At 58.0% G+C, this 13,591-nt stretch carries 15 protein-coding genes; 9 read left to right on the forward strand and 6 right to left on the reverse strand.

Annotation, left to right across the window (positions count from 1 at the left end; genetic code table 11):
* From F0184_RS16740 to F0184_RS16760, 5 genes are all read left to right on the forward strand, one after another.
* Entirely contained in the window at nucleotides 1-906 is a 906-nt protein-coding gene (locus tag F0184_RS16740) for a ribokinase (protein ID WP_150497354.1), read from the forward strand.
* A gap of 63 nt (nucleotides 907-969) precedes the next feature.
* Complete coding sequence (locus F0184_RS16745; protein WP_150497355.1) at nucleotides 970-1,476, forward strand: retropepsin-like aspartic protease family protein; 507 nt, start codon at nucleotides 970-972, stop codon at nucleotides 1,474-1,476.
* A gap of 68 nt (nucleotides 1,477-1,544) precedes the next feature.
* The gene (locus tag F0184_RS16750; protein WP_150497356.1) at nucleotides 1,545-3,044 is read left to right on the forward strand and encodes a phosphomannomutase/phosphoglucomutase; all 1,500 of its coding nucleotides are present in this window, start codon (nucleotides 1,545-1,547) and stop codon (nucleotides 3,042-3,044) included.
* A gap of 88 nt (nucleotides 3,045-3,132) precedes the next feature.
* A complete protein-coding gene (locus tag F0184_RS16755) occupies nucleotides 3,133-4,122 on the forward strand; it encodes an aldose epimerase family protein (RefSeq protein WP_150497357.1) in 990 nt (329 codons plus the stop codon).
* 31 nt (nucleotides 4,123-4,153) lie between these two features.
* The gene (locus tag F0184_RS16760; protein WP_150497358.1) at nucleotides 4,154-5,185 is read left to right on the forward strand and encodes a histone deacetylase family protein; all 1,032 of its coding nucleotides are present in this window, start codon (nucleotides 4,154-4,156) and stop codon (nucleotides 5,183-5,185) included.
* Between the two features lie 75 nt (nucleotides 5,186-5,260).
* On the opposite strand, the gene F0184_RS16765 is transcribed toward F0184_RS16760, so the two are convergent.
* Nucleotides 5,261-5,878 (reverse strand): HAD family hydrolase, encoded by a 618-nt coding sequence (locus F0184_RS16765; RefSeq protein ID WP_150497359.1) that lies wholly within the window; start codon nucleotides 5,876-5,878, stop codon nucleotides 5,261-5,263.
* A 166-nt stretch (nucleotides 5,879-6,044) separates the two neighbouring features.
* On the opposite strand from F0184_RS16765, the gene F0184_RS16770 reads away from it, so the two are divergent.
* Complete coding sequence (locus F0184_RS16770) at nucleotides 6,045-6,884, forward strand: phosphate/phosphite/phosphonate ABC transporter substrate-binding protein (protein WP_208998528.1); 840 nt, start codon at nucleotides 6,045-6,047, stop codon at nucleotides 6,882-6,884.
* Here the strand turns inward: F0184_RS16770 and F0184_RS16775 are convergent.
* The 5 genes from F0184_RS16775 to F0184_RS16795 all read right to left on the reverse strand — a co-directional run bounded on the left by F0184_RS16775 (nucleotide 6,874) and on the right by F0184_RS16795 (nucleotide 11,303).
* Complete coding sequence (locus tag F0184_RS16775; RefSeq protein ID WP_150497361.1) at nucleotides 6,874-8,052, reverse strand: acetate/propionate family kinase; 1,179 nt, start codon at nucleotides 8,050-8,052, stop codon at nucleotides 6,874-6,876. The two genes, F0184_RS16770 and F0184_RS16775, sit on opposite strands and share 11 nt — an antisense overlap.
* 3 nt (nucleotides 8,053-8,055) lie before the next feature.
* Entirely contained in the window at nucleotides 8,056-9,468 is a 1,413-nt protein-coding gene (locus F0184_RS16780; RefSeq protein WP_150497362.1) for a bifunctional enoyl-CoA hydratase/phosphate acetyltransferase, read from the reverse strand.
* 144 nt (nucleotides 9,469-9,612) lie between these two features.
* Nucleotides 9,613-10,209, reverse strand: coding sequence for a TadE/TadG family type IV pilus assembly protein (locus F0184_RS16785; protein ID WP_150497363.1), 597 nt, complete (start codon nucleotides 10,207-10,209; stop codon nucleotides 9,613-9,615).
* Nucleotides 10,206-10,766: a TadE/TadG family type IV pilus assembly protein gene (locus F0184_RS16790; protein ID WP_150497364.1), complete on the reverse strand. Its 561-nt coding sequence runs from the start codon at nucleotides 10,764-10,766 to the stop codon at nucleotides 10,206-10,208. The genes F0184_RS16785 and F0184_RS16790 overlap by 4 nt, the downstream gene beginning before the upstream one ends.
* Before the next feature lie 27 nt (nucleotides 10,767-10,793).
* Nucleotides 10,794-11,303, reverse strand: coding sequence for a pilus assembly protein N-terminal domain-containing protein (locus tag F0184_RS16795; protein ID WP_208998529.1), 510 nt, complete (start codon nucleotides 11,301-11,303; stop codon nucleotides 10,794-10,796).
* Nucleotides 11,304-11,798: 495 nt separating this feature from the next.
* Here F0184_RS16795 and F0184_RS16800 point away from each other — a divergent pair, with 495 nt between their 5' ends.
* From F0184_RS16800 to cpaB, 3 genes are all read left to right on the forward strand, one after another.
* Nucleotides 11,799-11,981 carry a Flp family type IVb pilin gene (locus F0184_RS16800; RefSeq protein ID WP_150497365.1) on the forward strand — a complete coding sequence of 61 codons (183 nt, stop codon included), beginning with the start codon at nucleotides 11,799-11,801 and terminating at the stop codon, nucleotides 11,979-11,981.
* A 108-nt stretch (nucleotides 11,982-12,089) separates the two neighbouring features.
* Nucleotides 12,090-12,593 carry an A24 family peptidase gene (locus tag F0184_RS16805; RefSeq protein ID WP_150497366.1) on the forward strand — a complete coding sequence of 168 codons (504 nt, stop codon included), beginning with the start codon at nucleotides 12,090-12,092 and terminating at the stop codon, nucleotides 12,591-12,593.
* Between the two features lie 192 nt (nucleotides 12,594-12,785).
* Nucleotides 12,786-13,553, forward strand: coding sequence for a Flp pilus assembly protein CpaB (gene cpaB, locus F0184_RS16810; protein WP_150497367.1), 768 nt, complete (start codon nucleotides 12,786-12,788; stop codon nucleotides 13,551-13,553).
* The last annotated feature ends 38 nt before the right edge of the window (nucleotides 13,554-13,591 follow it).

Consider the following 13,591-nt stretch of genomic DNA (forward strand, 5'->3'; position numbering starts at 1 on the left):
GTGATAGTTGTCTTTGGGTCAATCAATCTGGATCTCGTGATCTGTGTGCCGCGTCTCCCGCGGTCTGGCGAGACCGTGAGCGGGCCGGATCATCAGGCGTTTCCCGGCGGCAAGGGTGCCAATCAGGCGCTTGCCGCGCGCAGGGCGGGAGCCGACGTCGCGATTGTGGGCGCGGTTGGACGGGATGCGTTTGCGGATCTTGCGCTTGAAAACCTGAGGGGCGCTGGCGTGCGTCTCGATCAGGTCCGGCGGATCGACCGAGCGACCGGTCTGGCCATGATCGGTGTCGACCCAGCCGGAGAGAACCAGATCATGGTCGCTGCCGGTGCCAATGCGCAGGTGCGTTCAAGCTGGCTTGAGGGGATGCTTGCAACTGGCGATACCCTGCTGGTTCAGGGGGAAATTTCGACAGCGGAAATCCGGGGCGCCATGGCGCGTGCGAGGCAAGTGGGCGCACGCACGGTTTTCAATCCGGCGCCTGTCCCGGCAGAGGATCTGGGCGACTTGCTCGGCCATACCGATGTCCTTGTTGTTAACGAGGCCGAGGCCGAAGAGATCGCACGCCGGTTAGAAGCGCCTGCGGACCGGGAAGGGTTCGCGGCGCATTTCGGATCTGGAACCCGCGTCGCCGTGGTCACTCTCGGATCCGCCGGAATTGTGGCATATCGGGCGGGGGAGCGTTTCCGCATGCATGCGCCGGAAGCGGATATTCTCGACACAACCGGTGCGGGGGACGCCTTTTGCGGCGCACTGGCTGCCGGTCTTGACCGCGGCGCTCGCCTGGAAGATGCGCTGCGCTGTGCGGTGGCCGCCGGTACGCTCGCCTGTACCGCAACGGGCGCTCAGTCCAGCGTCCCGGGTGACGGCGAGATCGCCCAATTTGCCCTCAGGGTCGTCCGGGAATGATTTCATTCTATGATAAGGGCGGCGTGGTAGGACAGTGGCACGGTTCACCGCGGCGGAGATGCCATGAAACGGTTCCTGTTTTTCGCCCTCGTTTTGGTGGCGCTCGCGCCCTTGGCCCCGAAATATCTCGTGCCTTACCTGGAAACACGACAGGAGCCGCCATCTGAGGCCAAAAGCCCTGACCAAACCGGTGCATTCGGGCGGCGCCATGAGATCCCCATGGCCCGAAACGGACAGTACATGACCGAGGCTCGCCTGAACGGCCGGGCCGTGACGATGCTGGTCGACACGGGCGCTTCTGCCCTGGCCCTGCCGGAAGACATCGCGAATGATATTGGCATATTTCTGAAACCTTCGGACTTTAAAAAACCTGTCCAGACTGCCAATGGTGTTGCCTTGGGGGCGACCGTCGAAGTCCGCGATCTGCGTTTGGGGCCGATCCGCCTGAAAAATGTCGAGGCCATCGTTTTGGAAGAGGATCTCCTTGCCGTGCCGCTTCTGGGCATGTCCGCTCTGCGCCAGCTGGATCGGTTCGACATTTCCAATGACACATTGGTTCTCATTCAATAACGTTCCCGCCAACCCGATGAGCTGACGAGTCGTTATCTCAAATCATCGGGTCCAAACGAGAGGTCTCCATGTTTCCGAAGCCAGTTCCATTTCTTGAGCCAAATACCTTTGCTTATGAGTCCAGCCCGATGGTGAAGCCGACCGGCTTCCGGGAATACGATGCCCGCTGGCTGTTCGAAAAAGAAATCAACCTGATGGGCATGCAGGCCCTGGGCATGGGGATCGGCACCTTGATGCACGAACGGGGCGTGCGCCCCGACATTGTCGTTGCGCATGATTTCCGGGGGTATTCGGCCCAGATCAAGATGGCGGTCGTGAACGGTCTCCTCGCGGCCGGGATCAATGTGCACGATATCGGGCTTGCTCTGTCGCCAATGGCTTATTTTGCGCAGTTCGCGCTCGATATTCCGGCGGTTGCCATGATTACGGCCTCGCACAATGACAATGGCTGGACGGGCGTGAAGATGGGAATCGATCGCCCGTTGACCTTCGGGCCTGACGAAATGGGCCGGTTGAAGGAGATCGTTCTGGCAGCCGCCTTTGACCTGAAGGGGAGCGGCTCCTATCGCTTTGTGGACGGGTTTCCAGAGATCTACTTCAAGGATCTCACCGACCGGGCCGAGCTGAAGCGGCCCATCAAGGTGGTTGCCGCATGTGGCAATGGCACGGCAGGCGCCTTCGCCCCGCGGATCCTGGAAGCGCTCGGCGCAGAGGTCATCCCGCTGGATGCGGAGTTGGATCACACGTTTCCGCGCTACAACCCGAACCCCGAAGACATGAAGATGCTGCACGCCCTGCGCGACAAGGTCCTCGAGACCGGCGCGGAAGTCGGTCTAGGCTTCGATGGGGATGGAGACCGTTGCGGTGTGGTCGACAACGAAGGCGAGGAGATCTTCGCGGACAAGGTCGGTGTGATGCTGGCGCGCGATATTTCGGCGCTTCATCCGAACTGCCAATTCGTTGTCGATGTGAAATCGACCGGGCTCTTCCATACGGATCCGGTGCTGCAGGCCAATGGGGCCAAGACCGATTATTTCAAGACCGGACACTCCTACATCAAGCGGCGTGTCGTGGAATTGGACGCCATCGTCGGCTTTGAAAAATCGGGTCACTACTTCTTCAATGCCCCAATCGGGCGTGGATATGATGATGGCCTTGTTTCGGCAATCGCCATCCTCGACATGCTCGACCGCAATCCGGACAAGACCATGGCGGATCTGCGCCGCGATCTGCCCAAGACCTGGGGGTCGCCGACCATGGCGCCGAAATGCGCCGATGAGGTGAAATACGAAGTTGTCGACAGGGTTGTGGCGCGGTTCCAGGACATGAAGGCCAAGGGGGAGACGATTGCCGGACACCCCGTCAAAGAACTGATCACGGTGAACGGCGTGCGGGTCGTGGCCGACGACGGCACCTGGGGTTTGGTGCGGGCGTCCTCCAACAAACCCGAGCTGGTTGTGGTGGTTGAGAGCCCGGTGTCCGAAGACCGGCTGAGGGCTATGTTCAAGGCCGTCGACGACATCTTGCGGGAAAACCCGGAAGTCGGCGAGTATAACCAGACGCTCTGAGTGGCGAGAAGGCATTGGATCGGCGGCACGGTCCAATGCCGGATTTCTGGCACTCGGTGTGTTTCTAGATCTCAAGCTGTGGACTTAAATGATCACGGATTTCGGTTCTTTGCCGGATGGACGCGCCGTCCAGGAAATAACCCTGAAAAAGGGCGGGCTGGAGGCCGGGATTCTGACCTATGGCGCGGCTGTCCGGGACCTGAGGTTCAATGGGCACCGGACCGTGCTTGGTTTCGACCAGCTCGATGGCTATCTCGTGACCCCGACGTTTTTCGGAGCAATCGTTGGCCGGTGTGCCAACCGGATAGCCCATGGCCGTTTTGAACTGGATGGCCGGGTCGTCGAACTCGGCGTGAACGAACCAACAGGCCACCATTTGCATGGGGGAACCGGCGGGTTCTCCCAAAGGCTCTGGACCTTGGAACAGCATGACAAGAGCAGTGTCCTGTTGAAGCTCGTCTCAAAGGACGGCGAAGAGGGCTATCCGGGCCAGGTGGACGTTCTGGTCAGGTATTCCCTGACCGGTGCAGGGGCTTTGCGCGTCAAGATGACGGCAACGACCGACCGTCCGACAGCGGTGAACCTGTCCACCCACTGCTATTTCAATCTTTCCGGTGAAGAGACAATCTCGAACCACCGTCTTGAAATCGCCGCCGATAGCTATTTGCCGGTCGACGGCGACAAGATTCCAACCGGAGAGATTCGCAAGGTCGCCTGGACGCCGTTCGACTTTCAGGATGGTCGGCCGATTGCAGCCGGCGGTGGCCCGGACTACGACCATAACTATTGTCTTGCCGGAGAACCGCGCGATACGCCGGAGTTCGCTGCCGCTCTCGAAGATCCGGCGGGCGACTGCCGGATGGAGGTCTGGACAACCGAACCGGGCCTCCAGTTCTATGATGGGGCCGGAATTCACTGCCCGGTACCGGGTCTGGATGGCAGAAGCTACGGGCCGAAAGCGGGCTTGTGTTTGGAACCTCAGCGCTGGCCGGACGCGCCGAACCGGCCGTCCTTTCCGTCCGCGATCCTGCGGCCGGGCGAAACCTACACGCATTTGACCGAATACCGTTTTTCGTAAGGTCGGGTCATGCACCAGTCGGGAGCCAAACGTGAAAACGGTCTTTTCAGGCGTTCAACTATCCCATGCCCCCAAGCACGAAATCAGCGACGGCGAACTGAAACCGGCCGTCGAAATCCCAAGCCGGGCTGAAATGGTCCTTGCGGCGGTCAAACAGCGAAGGCTGGGAGACATTTTCGAACCTGATGATTTTGGGATGCGTCCCGTCCGCCGGGTGCATTCGGACGGCTATGTCGATTTCTTGGAGGGTTTCTGGGAGAAATGGACCGCAGCCGGGCGGCAAAGCGAAGCGTTTCCGTTCGTCTGGCCGGTTCGGTCCCTGCGCGCCGATCCGGTTCCTGACCATATAGATGGCCTTCTGGGCCGCTATTCCATGGATGCTGGAACGCCTTTGGGCGGACACACCTTTGCCGCCGCAAAGGCATCAGCCAACACCGCCATCACAGCGGCCAAACTTGTCATGGATGGAGAGAAATCCGCTTTCGGTCTTTGCCGTCCGCCCGGTCACCATGCGGGAGCCGATTTTTTTGGGGGATACTGTTTTTTCAACAATGCGGCAATCGCTGCCCAGTGGCTGCGGGACAATGGGCTCGCACGCGTTGCCATTCTGGATGTCGACTATCACCACGGCAATGGGACGCAATCCATTTTCTATGGCCGTTCGGATGTGCTCTTTCTGTCGATCCATGCGGATCCGCGTCAGGAGTATCCCTATTTTCTGGGGCATGCGGACGAGACGGGGGAACAGGCGGGAACCGGGTTCACCCGCAATTGGCCGCTTCCCCTCGGCACGGATTGGCAAGCCTATCTGCCCGCTCTGGAGGACGCCTGCCGGTGGCTTCTCGTATATCGCCCGGAGGTTCTGATTGTATCCCTCGGCCTGGACTGTTTCGAGAAGGACCCGATATCCGGTTTCAAATTCACGAGCGAAGATTTCTTCGACCTTGGCCGGAAGCTCTCGTTCGCGGATATTCCAACGGTGTTCCTGATGGAAGGCGGCTATGCGATCGAGGCGCTCGGCACCAATTGTGTGAATGTGCTGGAAGGTTTCGAAACGGGATAGGTGGAAGCCCGCCGGCGTCGGCGGGCATTTGGCCGCCAACGGCTTTCGCCCGGAAGCTGATCAATATAGGGAAATCTAGACGGGCAGCCCCAGGTAACGAAGGTCCTCACAAAGGGCACGGGGTTCAGTGAAGTGAATGGCACTCATGCCGCATGCGCGGGCGCCTTCCACATTGGCCGGAGAGTCGTCGATGAACACGCAGCATTCCGGCGTCAAGCCGTTCCGCTCGATCAAGAGTTGGTAGATCCTCGCATCGGGTTTCAGAAGGCCGACCTGCGCTGAAACGATTGTGTCGCGGAAGCTTTCCGCCAGAAAGGGAAAACGGATTTGTGTCTCGGCAAATTTCTCGGCTGAGAAGTTGGTGATGGCGAAAAGGGCAGTGCCTGCCTGTTGAAGGGCGCGCAGGATCTCCACGCTGCCGGAAATTTCGCCGGGAACCATTTCATGCCACCGCGTGTCATAGGCCCGGATCAGATCCCGTTTCTCGGGAAACTCGTCGCTCAACAGGGTGACGGCGTCCTCCCATGAGCGTCCGAGATCCTGCTGGATATTCCAGTCCATCGAACACACGTGGGTCAGGAAATCCGCCCGTTCCCGATCGTCAGGAATGAGCTTGCGGTAGAGATGCTCCGGGCTCCAGTGGATCAAGACGTTTCCAATATCGAAGATGACTGTATCAATGGATTTCAGCATGAATGCCCTCAAAAGATGTCGGATGAACGCTGGTGTGAGATAGGATGCAGGTCAGGAATCATGGAAGCGTGGCAAGCGGATGACGAAGGCTCGATTGTACTTGGGAGGAGTGGCGCTCGCGCTTTTTTTGGTTTGGTTGCCCCTGCCGGCGGTCGGGCAAACGGAAATGGAGCGGTTTCGCTTCGGTGTTGCCGTGGCCACCGACGAGGAAACCCGCGCGCGCATTGAGCCGTTTCGCCTTGTCCTTGAAGATATCCTGGACCGTCCGGTCGATCTGTATCTGATCGATACCTTGGGGGGGCTGGTGGATGCCTTGACCCGGGGAGACATTGACTATGCACGGCTTTCCGCCTCCGCCTATGCGGCGACCTTCACGGAGTGCAGCTGTGTGGAACCGCTTGTGGCTGGCAGCCCCGACGGTGTCTCTGACCGGTTTCACGCAATTCTGGTGACACGCGCGGCTGATCCGGCGATCACGCTGGCGGATCTGAAAGGCACGGCTCTGGGTGTCGAAGATGCCGTTTCCATTGCCGGATATCGGGTGCCGCTGGCCGGTCTTGCGGCGGAAGGGATCAATGCGCGTACCCATTTTTCGACGATGGTTCAAATGCGCGATGCGGTCGAGGGAATGCGTGCGGTGCTTGAAGGGCGCGTTGCGGCGGCCTTTGGCTGGTCCACGCTGGCCGGCGACCCGCAGACCGGTTACACGGCCGGAACGCTCAACGATCTCTATCTGGCTGGCGATGGCGATTTGGATCGACTGGCAATTCTGTGGCGGTCGGCCGGCATTCCGTATTCGGCCCACACGGTCCGGACGGATTTGCCGGATGCGGTCAAGCGCCAGTTGAGGGCAGGATTGATCGATCTGAAGGAAGATGTGCCTGGGGCATATTTTTCGATCGAACCCGATCTGACCGGCGGTTTCGTGCCTGTCCTGCACAGCGATTATCGTGCGGTCTTGCGGATATACGATCCTGCGATCCGCACTGTGTTGTCTATGCCATAACAAGCAGGTCTGCCGTGTGGCGGCGGATCATTTCCTCCTCGTTGGTCGGGATGACCAGGGTCTGAACGCGCGCACCCTCCGCCGATATGTCTTCGTCCGTTGCCGCATTTCTCTCCGGATCGATGGCAAGGCCGATCCAGTCCTGATCGGCGCAGACTTGTGCGCGCACCTGAGCCGAGTTTTCCCCAATACCGCCTGTGAAAACCAGTGTATCCAGACCGCCCAGCACGGCGGCCATTGCGCCCAGCTCGCGGCGGATGCGGAACACGAAATACTCGATTGCCTGCTTTGCCTCGGGCAAGCTGCTCTCGCTCAGTGTTCTCATGTCCTGACTGATACCGGACAAGCCCTTGAGACCGGACTCCTTGTACAAGAGGTCCGAAACTTCTGTGGCCGTCATGCCTTTTGTCGTCAGCAGATAAAGCACGACCCCCGGGTCGACTTGCCCGCACCTGGTGCCCATGGGAAGTCCATCAAGTGCTGTGAACCCCATTGTCGACCCGATGCTCTGGCCATCCCGGATGGCGCACATGGACGCCCCGTTCCCCAGATGCGCCACGACAAGCCGGCCCGCATGGGCGCGGGGACGGGCGTTGCGAAGATGCTCGCAGATGAACTCGTAGGACAGGCCATGAAAGCCGTAGCGCCGGACACCTTCGTCATAAAGGGCGCGCGGCAGCGCGAATGTATCGTTCACCCAGGGATGGTTGCGGTGAAAGGCTGTATCGAAACAGGCGACCTGAACTGTACCTGGAAAGGCCTGGCGTGCGGCGAGGATGCCGGCAAGATTGTGCGGTTGATGCAAGGGGGCAAGTGGCACCAATTTCTGGAGTTGCTCCAAAATCGGGTCATCGATCCGGATTGGCGCCGAGAATTCCGTTCCCCCGTGAACCACCCGATGACCGACGGCATCGATCCACATTCCGTCAGCGGCGCTCTCCAGCATTGGCAGCAGTGCTTGCAAGGCTGCGCCGTGGGTAGCGCCTTCATCAGCCGACAGCGCGCGCTCCGTCCGGGAGTCCTGTCCCGTTGTTTTCAATGTAATCCGGGGTTCGGCACCCAGACCCTGGATCTGTCCGCTTACCTTGACCGCGGCATTCTGGAACAGGGTGAACTTGATCGAAGAGGATCCGGAGTTGATTACCAGTATACCGAGATCGCCTGTCATGGATCAGCCCTCCAGGTCTGCCATCAGACCGACCGGCTTTCCGTTCGATTGCCAATAATTGTAAAGAAGAGCGAGCGCGCAGGACGCGAGCCTGGCGCGGGCATCATCGGCCCGGCTGGTCAGCATGACAGGGACCTTTGCGCCGATCACGAGCCCGGCCGCCTCGGCATGGGCAATGAAGGTCAGCTCTTTGGCCAGCATGTTCCCTGATTCCAGATTGGGCACGATCAGCACTTCCGCGCGGCCCGCCACCAGGGACGTGATGCCTTTGGTTCGGGCGGCCTGGACGTCTATCGCATTGTCCATGGCCAGCGGACCGTCGACGATACCGCCTTTGATCTGGTTGCGTTCCGCCATTTTGGACAGAATGGCCGCATCCAGACTTGAGGGGATTGCGGGGTTGACCGTCTCGATCGCCGAAAGAATGCCGACCTTTGGGGTGTCGAGCCCGAGAGACAGCGCCGCATCTATGGCGTTCTGTGTGATGTCGACCTTGGTGGCCAGGTCAGGTGCGATGTTGATTGCCGCATCGGAAATCAGGACGGGTGTGTTCCGGCCCGGGATATCCATGACAAAGACGTGACTGATCCGGCGTTTGGTGCGCAATCCGCCATCTTTCTTCACCACGTGCCGAAGCAGATCGTCCGTATGAAGATGGCCCTTCATCACAGCCCGCACCCGCCCGTCATGGACCATCGACACGCCGCGCCCGGCCGCTTCGGCTTCGTCCTGAATGTCGATCAGCTCATAGCCGCTGATATCCTCCCCGATCTCTTTGGCGGCCGCCAGGATCCGGTCGGCTGCGCCGATCAGCACCGGCTGGATCAGTCCTTCGCGGGCCGCTAAGATCGCGCCTTCCAGTGAGCTTGGGTCGTCTGGCGCGATCACGGCGGTGGGCAGGGCCGGTTGTGTCTTGGCCATTTCGATCAATCGGTTGAAATGCCGGTGCCGCTCCACGAGCAAGCCGGGGAGTTTGGAGGTGTCGTACTCGATCGTTCGCGTGGGGGCCGTTACCTCGGCAACACCGTCCGTCACCAGCTCGCCATCCGCCCGGCGGACGGAAACCGCAAGGACGACGTTCCCGTTCGAATGCTTGTCTGTTACCTCGACCCGGACGGTGAGTTCATCGCCGACCGTGACGCGGTCAAGAAAGTTGAAGCTCTGCGTCCGGTAAATCGTGCCAGGACCCGGCAGGACATTGCCCAGGACGGCAGATACCAATGCGCCGACCCACATTGAAGGAGCCACCGGCTTGTCGATCTTGCCGTCGCCGGTCCAATCGATGTCCGGCAGATGAAGCGGATTCAGGTTGCCCGATGCGTGCGCGAAGACCAGCAGGTCGTTTGACGAACAGGTGCGTTTGATTTCCGCGCTGTCTCCGACGCAGATCTGATCGAAAGTGCGGTTGGTTGCCATGAAGCCCCCTTGTGCCGTCGCCGGGTCATCCCATGCGACGGATGTGTTGCATTGCAGCATTGTCGGGGCACAGTAGCGGGGGAATGCGAAAGAACAAATACGGTGGAATGGGTATTCATCGGTTTGTCGTAAACCGATTGCCAATCATTGGCAGTCTGTGCAGGCCAGTTGTCCGACGAGGCGCGGACGGAGGTAATATCTGTCCTCCAGGGTGAGAGAAGTCGCGCGGGGAAAGATGTTTTGAATCAGTGTGGCGAACATTGGCGTGTAGGTATATTCCGCTTCGGCGACGATCAGGCTGAGGTTCGGCGCGCCGAGGGTCGCGGGCATGGTGAAGGGCGGGGGCGCGCCTTTGGCCCAGGGTTGCCGGGCCTTGTTGCCATAACTCCAGTCAACGGTCGGATTCAGTCCGTTGATGTCGTAGGTCACGCTGGCGATGGCCACTGTCAGGTTCGTGTCGTCATAGGGCAGCATCAGCGCTTCCGCGCCCAGGAAGAAGCTGTCCATGATATCTTCGGAAATGCTGCTTTTCGACTGGGCGACCAGATCGGCCATCGTACTTGCAACCTTGCTGACCTTCTGGTCGTGGTTGAGGGCTTCGGTGGTCTCCGCCATTCCGATCGCAAGGATCAGGAGAAGTGGCAGGATCAACGCGAACTCAACGGCCGCGACGCCGTCCCGGTTCCGGGCCGCGCGCGAGCAAACCGATCGAAGGGTGAGCAGCACGGTTCTAAGGATCATCCGCTGCCTTGCCAAGGTTCGTTTCGGAATATGAAGGTCGAGTAGAGCTGCCGTTCGGTGCCGCTGTCGCCGGGGCTCGTTTGGAGAAGAGCCGAGAACATCGGCCAGCGATACATCACGCGCACCGCAACGATGTCTTCCGCAGCGGTCACCTCATAGTAATCGTCGAGCGGGTCTCCGTTTTCATCAACAAGAGGTTCTTTCAGGTCATTTGCCGAATTGCTGAAACTATCGATTTTTTCAACGGACAGGACAATCCGTTCCGGCTGGCAAAAGCCGGTAGGCAGGCCGTCGCAGATCGAGGTTTTGAAGCTGGCCGCATCGAAAGACTGAGCCTGTCCCGTCCGGATCAGCCTTGAGCTTTCGAGCACCGCATTGTCGACCATGCGATTGACAAAAAACGCCAATCCCAACTCGATGATGCCGATGACAAGCAGGAAAAAGGGCGGTCCAACAATTGCAAATTCAATTGCTGTGACGCCTTGGCGGTCCCTGCAGTATCTGCGGCTGATTTTTCGGAGCCAGCCCAAATAAAAGATTTGCGATATCTGTTTCATGGGACCTGGTGCCAGAGTGTCTTGCCATTACTGGGGTGGCGCGCTTCTGGGCGCTCCCGCCGCTGCGGCCTGGGTGGCAAGATCGTTGCGCTCCGCGGCTTGCTCGGCTGTCGCCGTAAATGCATCGGGGCCGTCGCCGAGGCGAATGACGGGCTGGCAATTCGGCGTGCAAGAGAATGTCTGCCGAACCGTCTTGCGCACGACGGTGACGTCGTTTTCATCTGCGGCCTGAACCGTGATGAGTTCGTCGATAATGGGTGTGCTGTCTTCATCAAGGATGATCAGGTTAGTGGTTCCGTAGGATTTTCCGGTGATGACCACGGTCGTGTCGTCATGCATTGCGACGTCCGCGATGAAAGGGTTTCCGATGATCACCGTGCTTGCAGGCTCCTGAATACGAAACACTTTGGCTCGATCGATCGTCACCGTTACCGGTTGTTCTTCTGCTCTCGCAGGTTTTGCGACTGCGAGCAGGCTTGCAACAAGCACTCCCGCTACAAGCACATTTGCTCCCGGCCACATGCGCGCATATTCCATATCTTACCTCGCAAAATCACGATCCGTGAGAGGATATCCAGTACACGGTAAACAAGGCCCTAAAGACCCTTCAAACAAACATGCGTGACCCGATACGGGTCTGGATGCGTTTGGATTTATACATTCCAGGAAAATCAAAAATTTTTGGCGCAGACATGCGGATATCATGGGCGGATGTATAGACGCTCATTTTTTCTTTTCCGGGTTGATACGGGAACGAAAATCATTTCTTGAGACGCAAAGGTTTAATCAAAGAAAATCTTACGAAAATATAAACCAATCATAAGCAGCTTGTATAAATTCAATAAAATTAAAAATATATACTATTTAGTAATTTGTTAACTGTAGTTACATTACGTAAAGGGGATGATGGTTGTGGCTGAAAATTTAACTCTGTAGAAAGAAGCATCGCCTATAACAACAGTATGTTTGACCGCCCGAAACAAGGGGGGCGAACGTCTAGCTGTCAAAGAAAGTGGGATCAGGAGTAAACCTATGAATAAAATTTTCGCGCGTTTCGCAAAGGACGAATCGGGTGCAACTGCGATCGAATATGGCCTCATTGCCGGTTTGGTTGCCGTTGTAATCATCGCAGGTGCTACCACGCTCGGTACGGATCTGAACACGCTTTTCAACGATATTGCTGGTGCTATCCCGGACGTTCCAGCAGGAAACTAACTTGCTGCAGACTTCCAGTTATTGGAAGGATTTGCATTCGGGGCGGTGGGCAATGAATATGTTCGCCGTCCCTAAAATTTTTTCTTTGATTTAAATATTGTCGGGGAAATGTTAGGCTTAATTCCTATAATATTTTGCTCCCTCGTATTCGCGGCCGCAATTTCCGATCTTGTCACCATGAGGATTCCGAACTGGCTGTCGATTGCCATTGCCGCCTTGTTCTTTTTTTACTTCGCCTTGAGCAGTGCGCCTCTGTCTGACCTGCTTGGCCACGCACTCGGTGGGACAGTTGTGTTTCTTGTCTGTTTCACCCTTTTTGCGCTCGGCTGGATCGGGGGCGGCGACGCGAAACTCATGAGCAGCATGTCTCTCTGGTTCGGCTGGTCGCCGGATCTCTTGTCTTTTTTGACATGGACCGCCCTTTCCGGCTTGGCTCTGACTGTCGCGCTTCTTCTTTTCCGGGCCCTTCCGGTTCTGCCCCTCGGTCTTGGCAAGGCATCATGGATAGCGCGCCTGCATGATCGCAAGACCGGCGTTCCCTACGGGGTCGCCATTGCAGCCGGTGGATTGGTTGTGGTCTATCAGAATTTTCCGAACCTTATCGCTATCTAAATAGCTCTAGAATGCTTACGTCTTATATGGAGCTATTCCGCATGCAATTTGCCAATATTAATAATTTTTTCATTATGGTTAACAAATCTTAAGCATGTTTTCATATATTACGTTAACCATGTTTTGATACTTCCCGACGCAGACTAATAGATACAGGGCCATATAACGGTCCGTAACTCTTGGAAAAGCGTCATGAAGTTTGCACGGTTATTGGTCTTGATTGTCGCGCTTGGAGCCGGCCTGATCGCCGCCCGGATGGTGATGACAAGCGGCCCGTCGGACCAAGCTTCGGTTGTCCAGCCTGCGCCGGCCGTCGAGGAAACCGAGGTGCTCGTTGCCGCGGCGGACATTCCGTTGGGTGGCAAATTGTCCGGGTCGAGCCTCGCATGGAAGGCTTGGCCAAATGATTTTCTGCCATCCGGCGTCATCACCCGGGAGGCAGATCCTGATGCCGCCGACGTGTATGTTGGCCAGATCGCCAAGGCTCCGATTTACAAAGGCGAACCTGTCCGGTCCGAGCGGCTGATAGACACAGACAAAGGGTTCATGGCCGCCATTCTGCCCAAGGGAAAGCGGGCGATCGCAGTCAGTGTGGAGGCTGAGACAACGGCCGGCGGTTTCATTCTGCCTGGCGACAAGGTCGACTTGATCCTGACTCAGGAGTTGGACGCTGGCCAGGTGACCAGCAAGACCATTATCGGGAATGTTCGTGTTCTCGCAATAGATGGAACGACCGCTGGCGAAAAGGATGACAAAAATCTCTCCCCGCAGCGCACCGCAACCCTGGAACTGACGCTGGAGCAGTCCGAGGTCGTTGCCCGGGCTCAACAGCTTGGAACGATTTCACTCGCTCTGCGCAGCGCGCAGGACTCTGCAGATGAGGCAGCAGAAACAGTTGAACGGCGCCGGGGTGTGAACTTTGTCCGGTACGGCGTGTCAACTCAGGCGAACCCGCAATGAACATCGAACGCAGACCTTTTTCAGTTACCTTTGGAGGG

The organism is Roseibium aquae (assembly GCF_008711285.1).
Lineage (GTDB): Bacteria > Pseudomonadota > Alphaproteobacteria > Rhizobiales > Stappiaceae > Roseibium > Roseibium aquae.

Excerpts from the sequence above, each read along its gene's own strand:
- F0184_RS16775 (WP_150497361.1), bottom strand. The coding sequence starts at position 8,052 with ATGACAGGCGATCTCGGTATACTGGTAATCAACTCCGGATCCTCTTCG.
- F0184_RS16770 (WP_208998528.1), top strand. The coding sequence starts at position 6,045 with ATGGAGCGGTTTCGCTTCGGTGTTGCCGTGGCCACCGACGAGGAAACC.
- F0184_RS16790 (WP_150497364.1), bottom strand. The coding sequence starts at position 10,766 with ATGAAACAGATATCGCAAATCTTTTATTTGGGCTGGCTCCGAAAAATC.
- F0184_RS16805 (WP_150497366.1), top strand. The coding sequence starts at position 12,090 with ATGTTAGGCTTAATTCCTATAATATTTTGCTCCCTCGTATTCGCGGCC.
- F0184_RS16795 (WP_208998529.1), bottom strand. The coding sequence starts at position 11,303 with ATGGAATATGCGCGCATGTGGCCGGGAGCAAATGTGCTTGTAGCGGGA.
- F0184_RS16750 (WP_150497356.1), top strand. The coding sequence starts at position 1,545 with ATGTTTCCGAAGCCAGTTCCATTTCTTGAGCCAAATACCTTTGCTTAT.
- F0184_RS16780 (WP_150497362.1), bottom strand. The coding sequence starts at position 9,468 with ATGGCAACCAACCGCACTTTCGATCAGATCTGCGTCGGAGACAGCGCG.
- F0184_RS16785 (WP_150497363.1), bottom strand. The coding sequence starts at position 10,209 with ATGATCCTTAGAACCGTGCTGCTCACCCTTCGATCGGTTTGCTCGCGC.
- F0184_RS16800 (WP_150497365.1), top strand. The coding sequence starts at position 11,799 with ATGAATAAAATTTTCGCGCGTTTCGCAAAGGACGAATCGGGTGCAACT.
- F0184_RS16765 (WP_150497359.1), bottom strand. The coding sequence starts at position 5,878 with ATGCTGAAATCCATTGATACAGTCATCTTCGATATTGGAAACGTCTTG.
- F0184_RS16755 (WP_150497357.1), top strand. The coding sequence starts at position 3,133 with ATGATCACGGATTTCGGTTCTTTGCCGGATGGACGCGCCGTCCAGGAA.
- cpaB (WP_150497367.1), top strand. The coding sequence starts at position 12,786 with ATGAAGTTTGCACGGTTATTGGTCTTGATTGTCGCGCTTGGAGCCGGC.
- F0184_RS16745 (WP_150497355.1), top strand. The coding sequence starts at position 970 with ATGAAACGGTTCCTGTTTTTCGCCCTCGTTTTGGTGGCGCTCGCGCCC.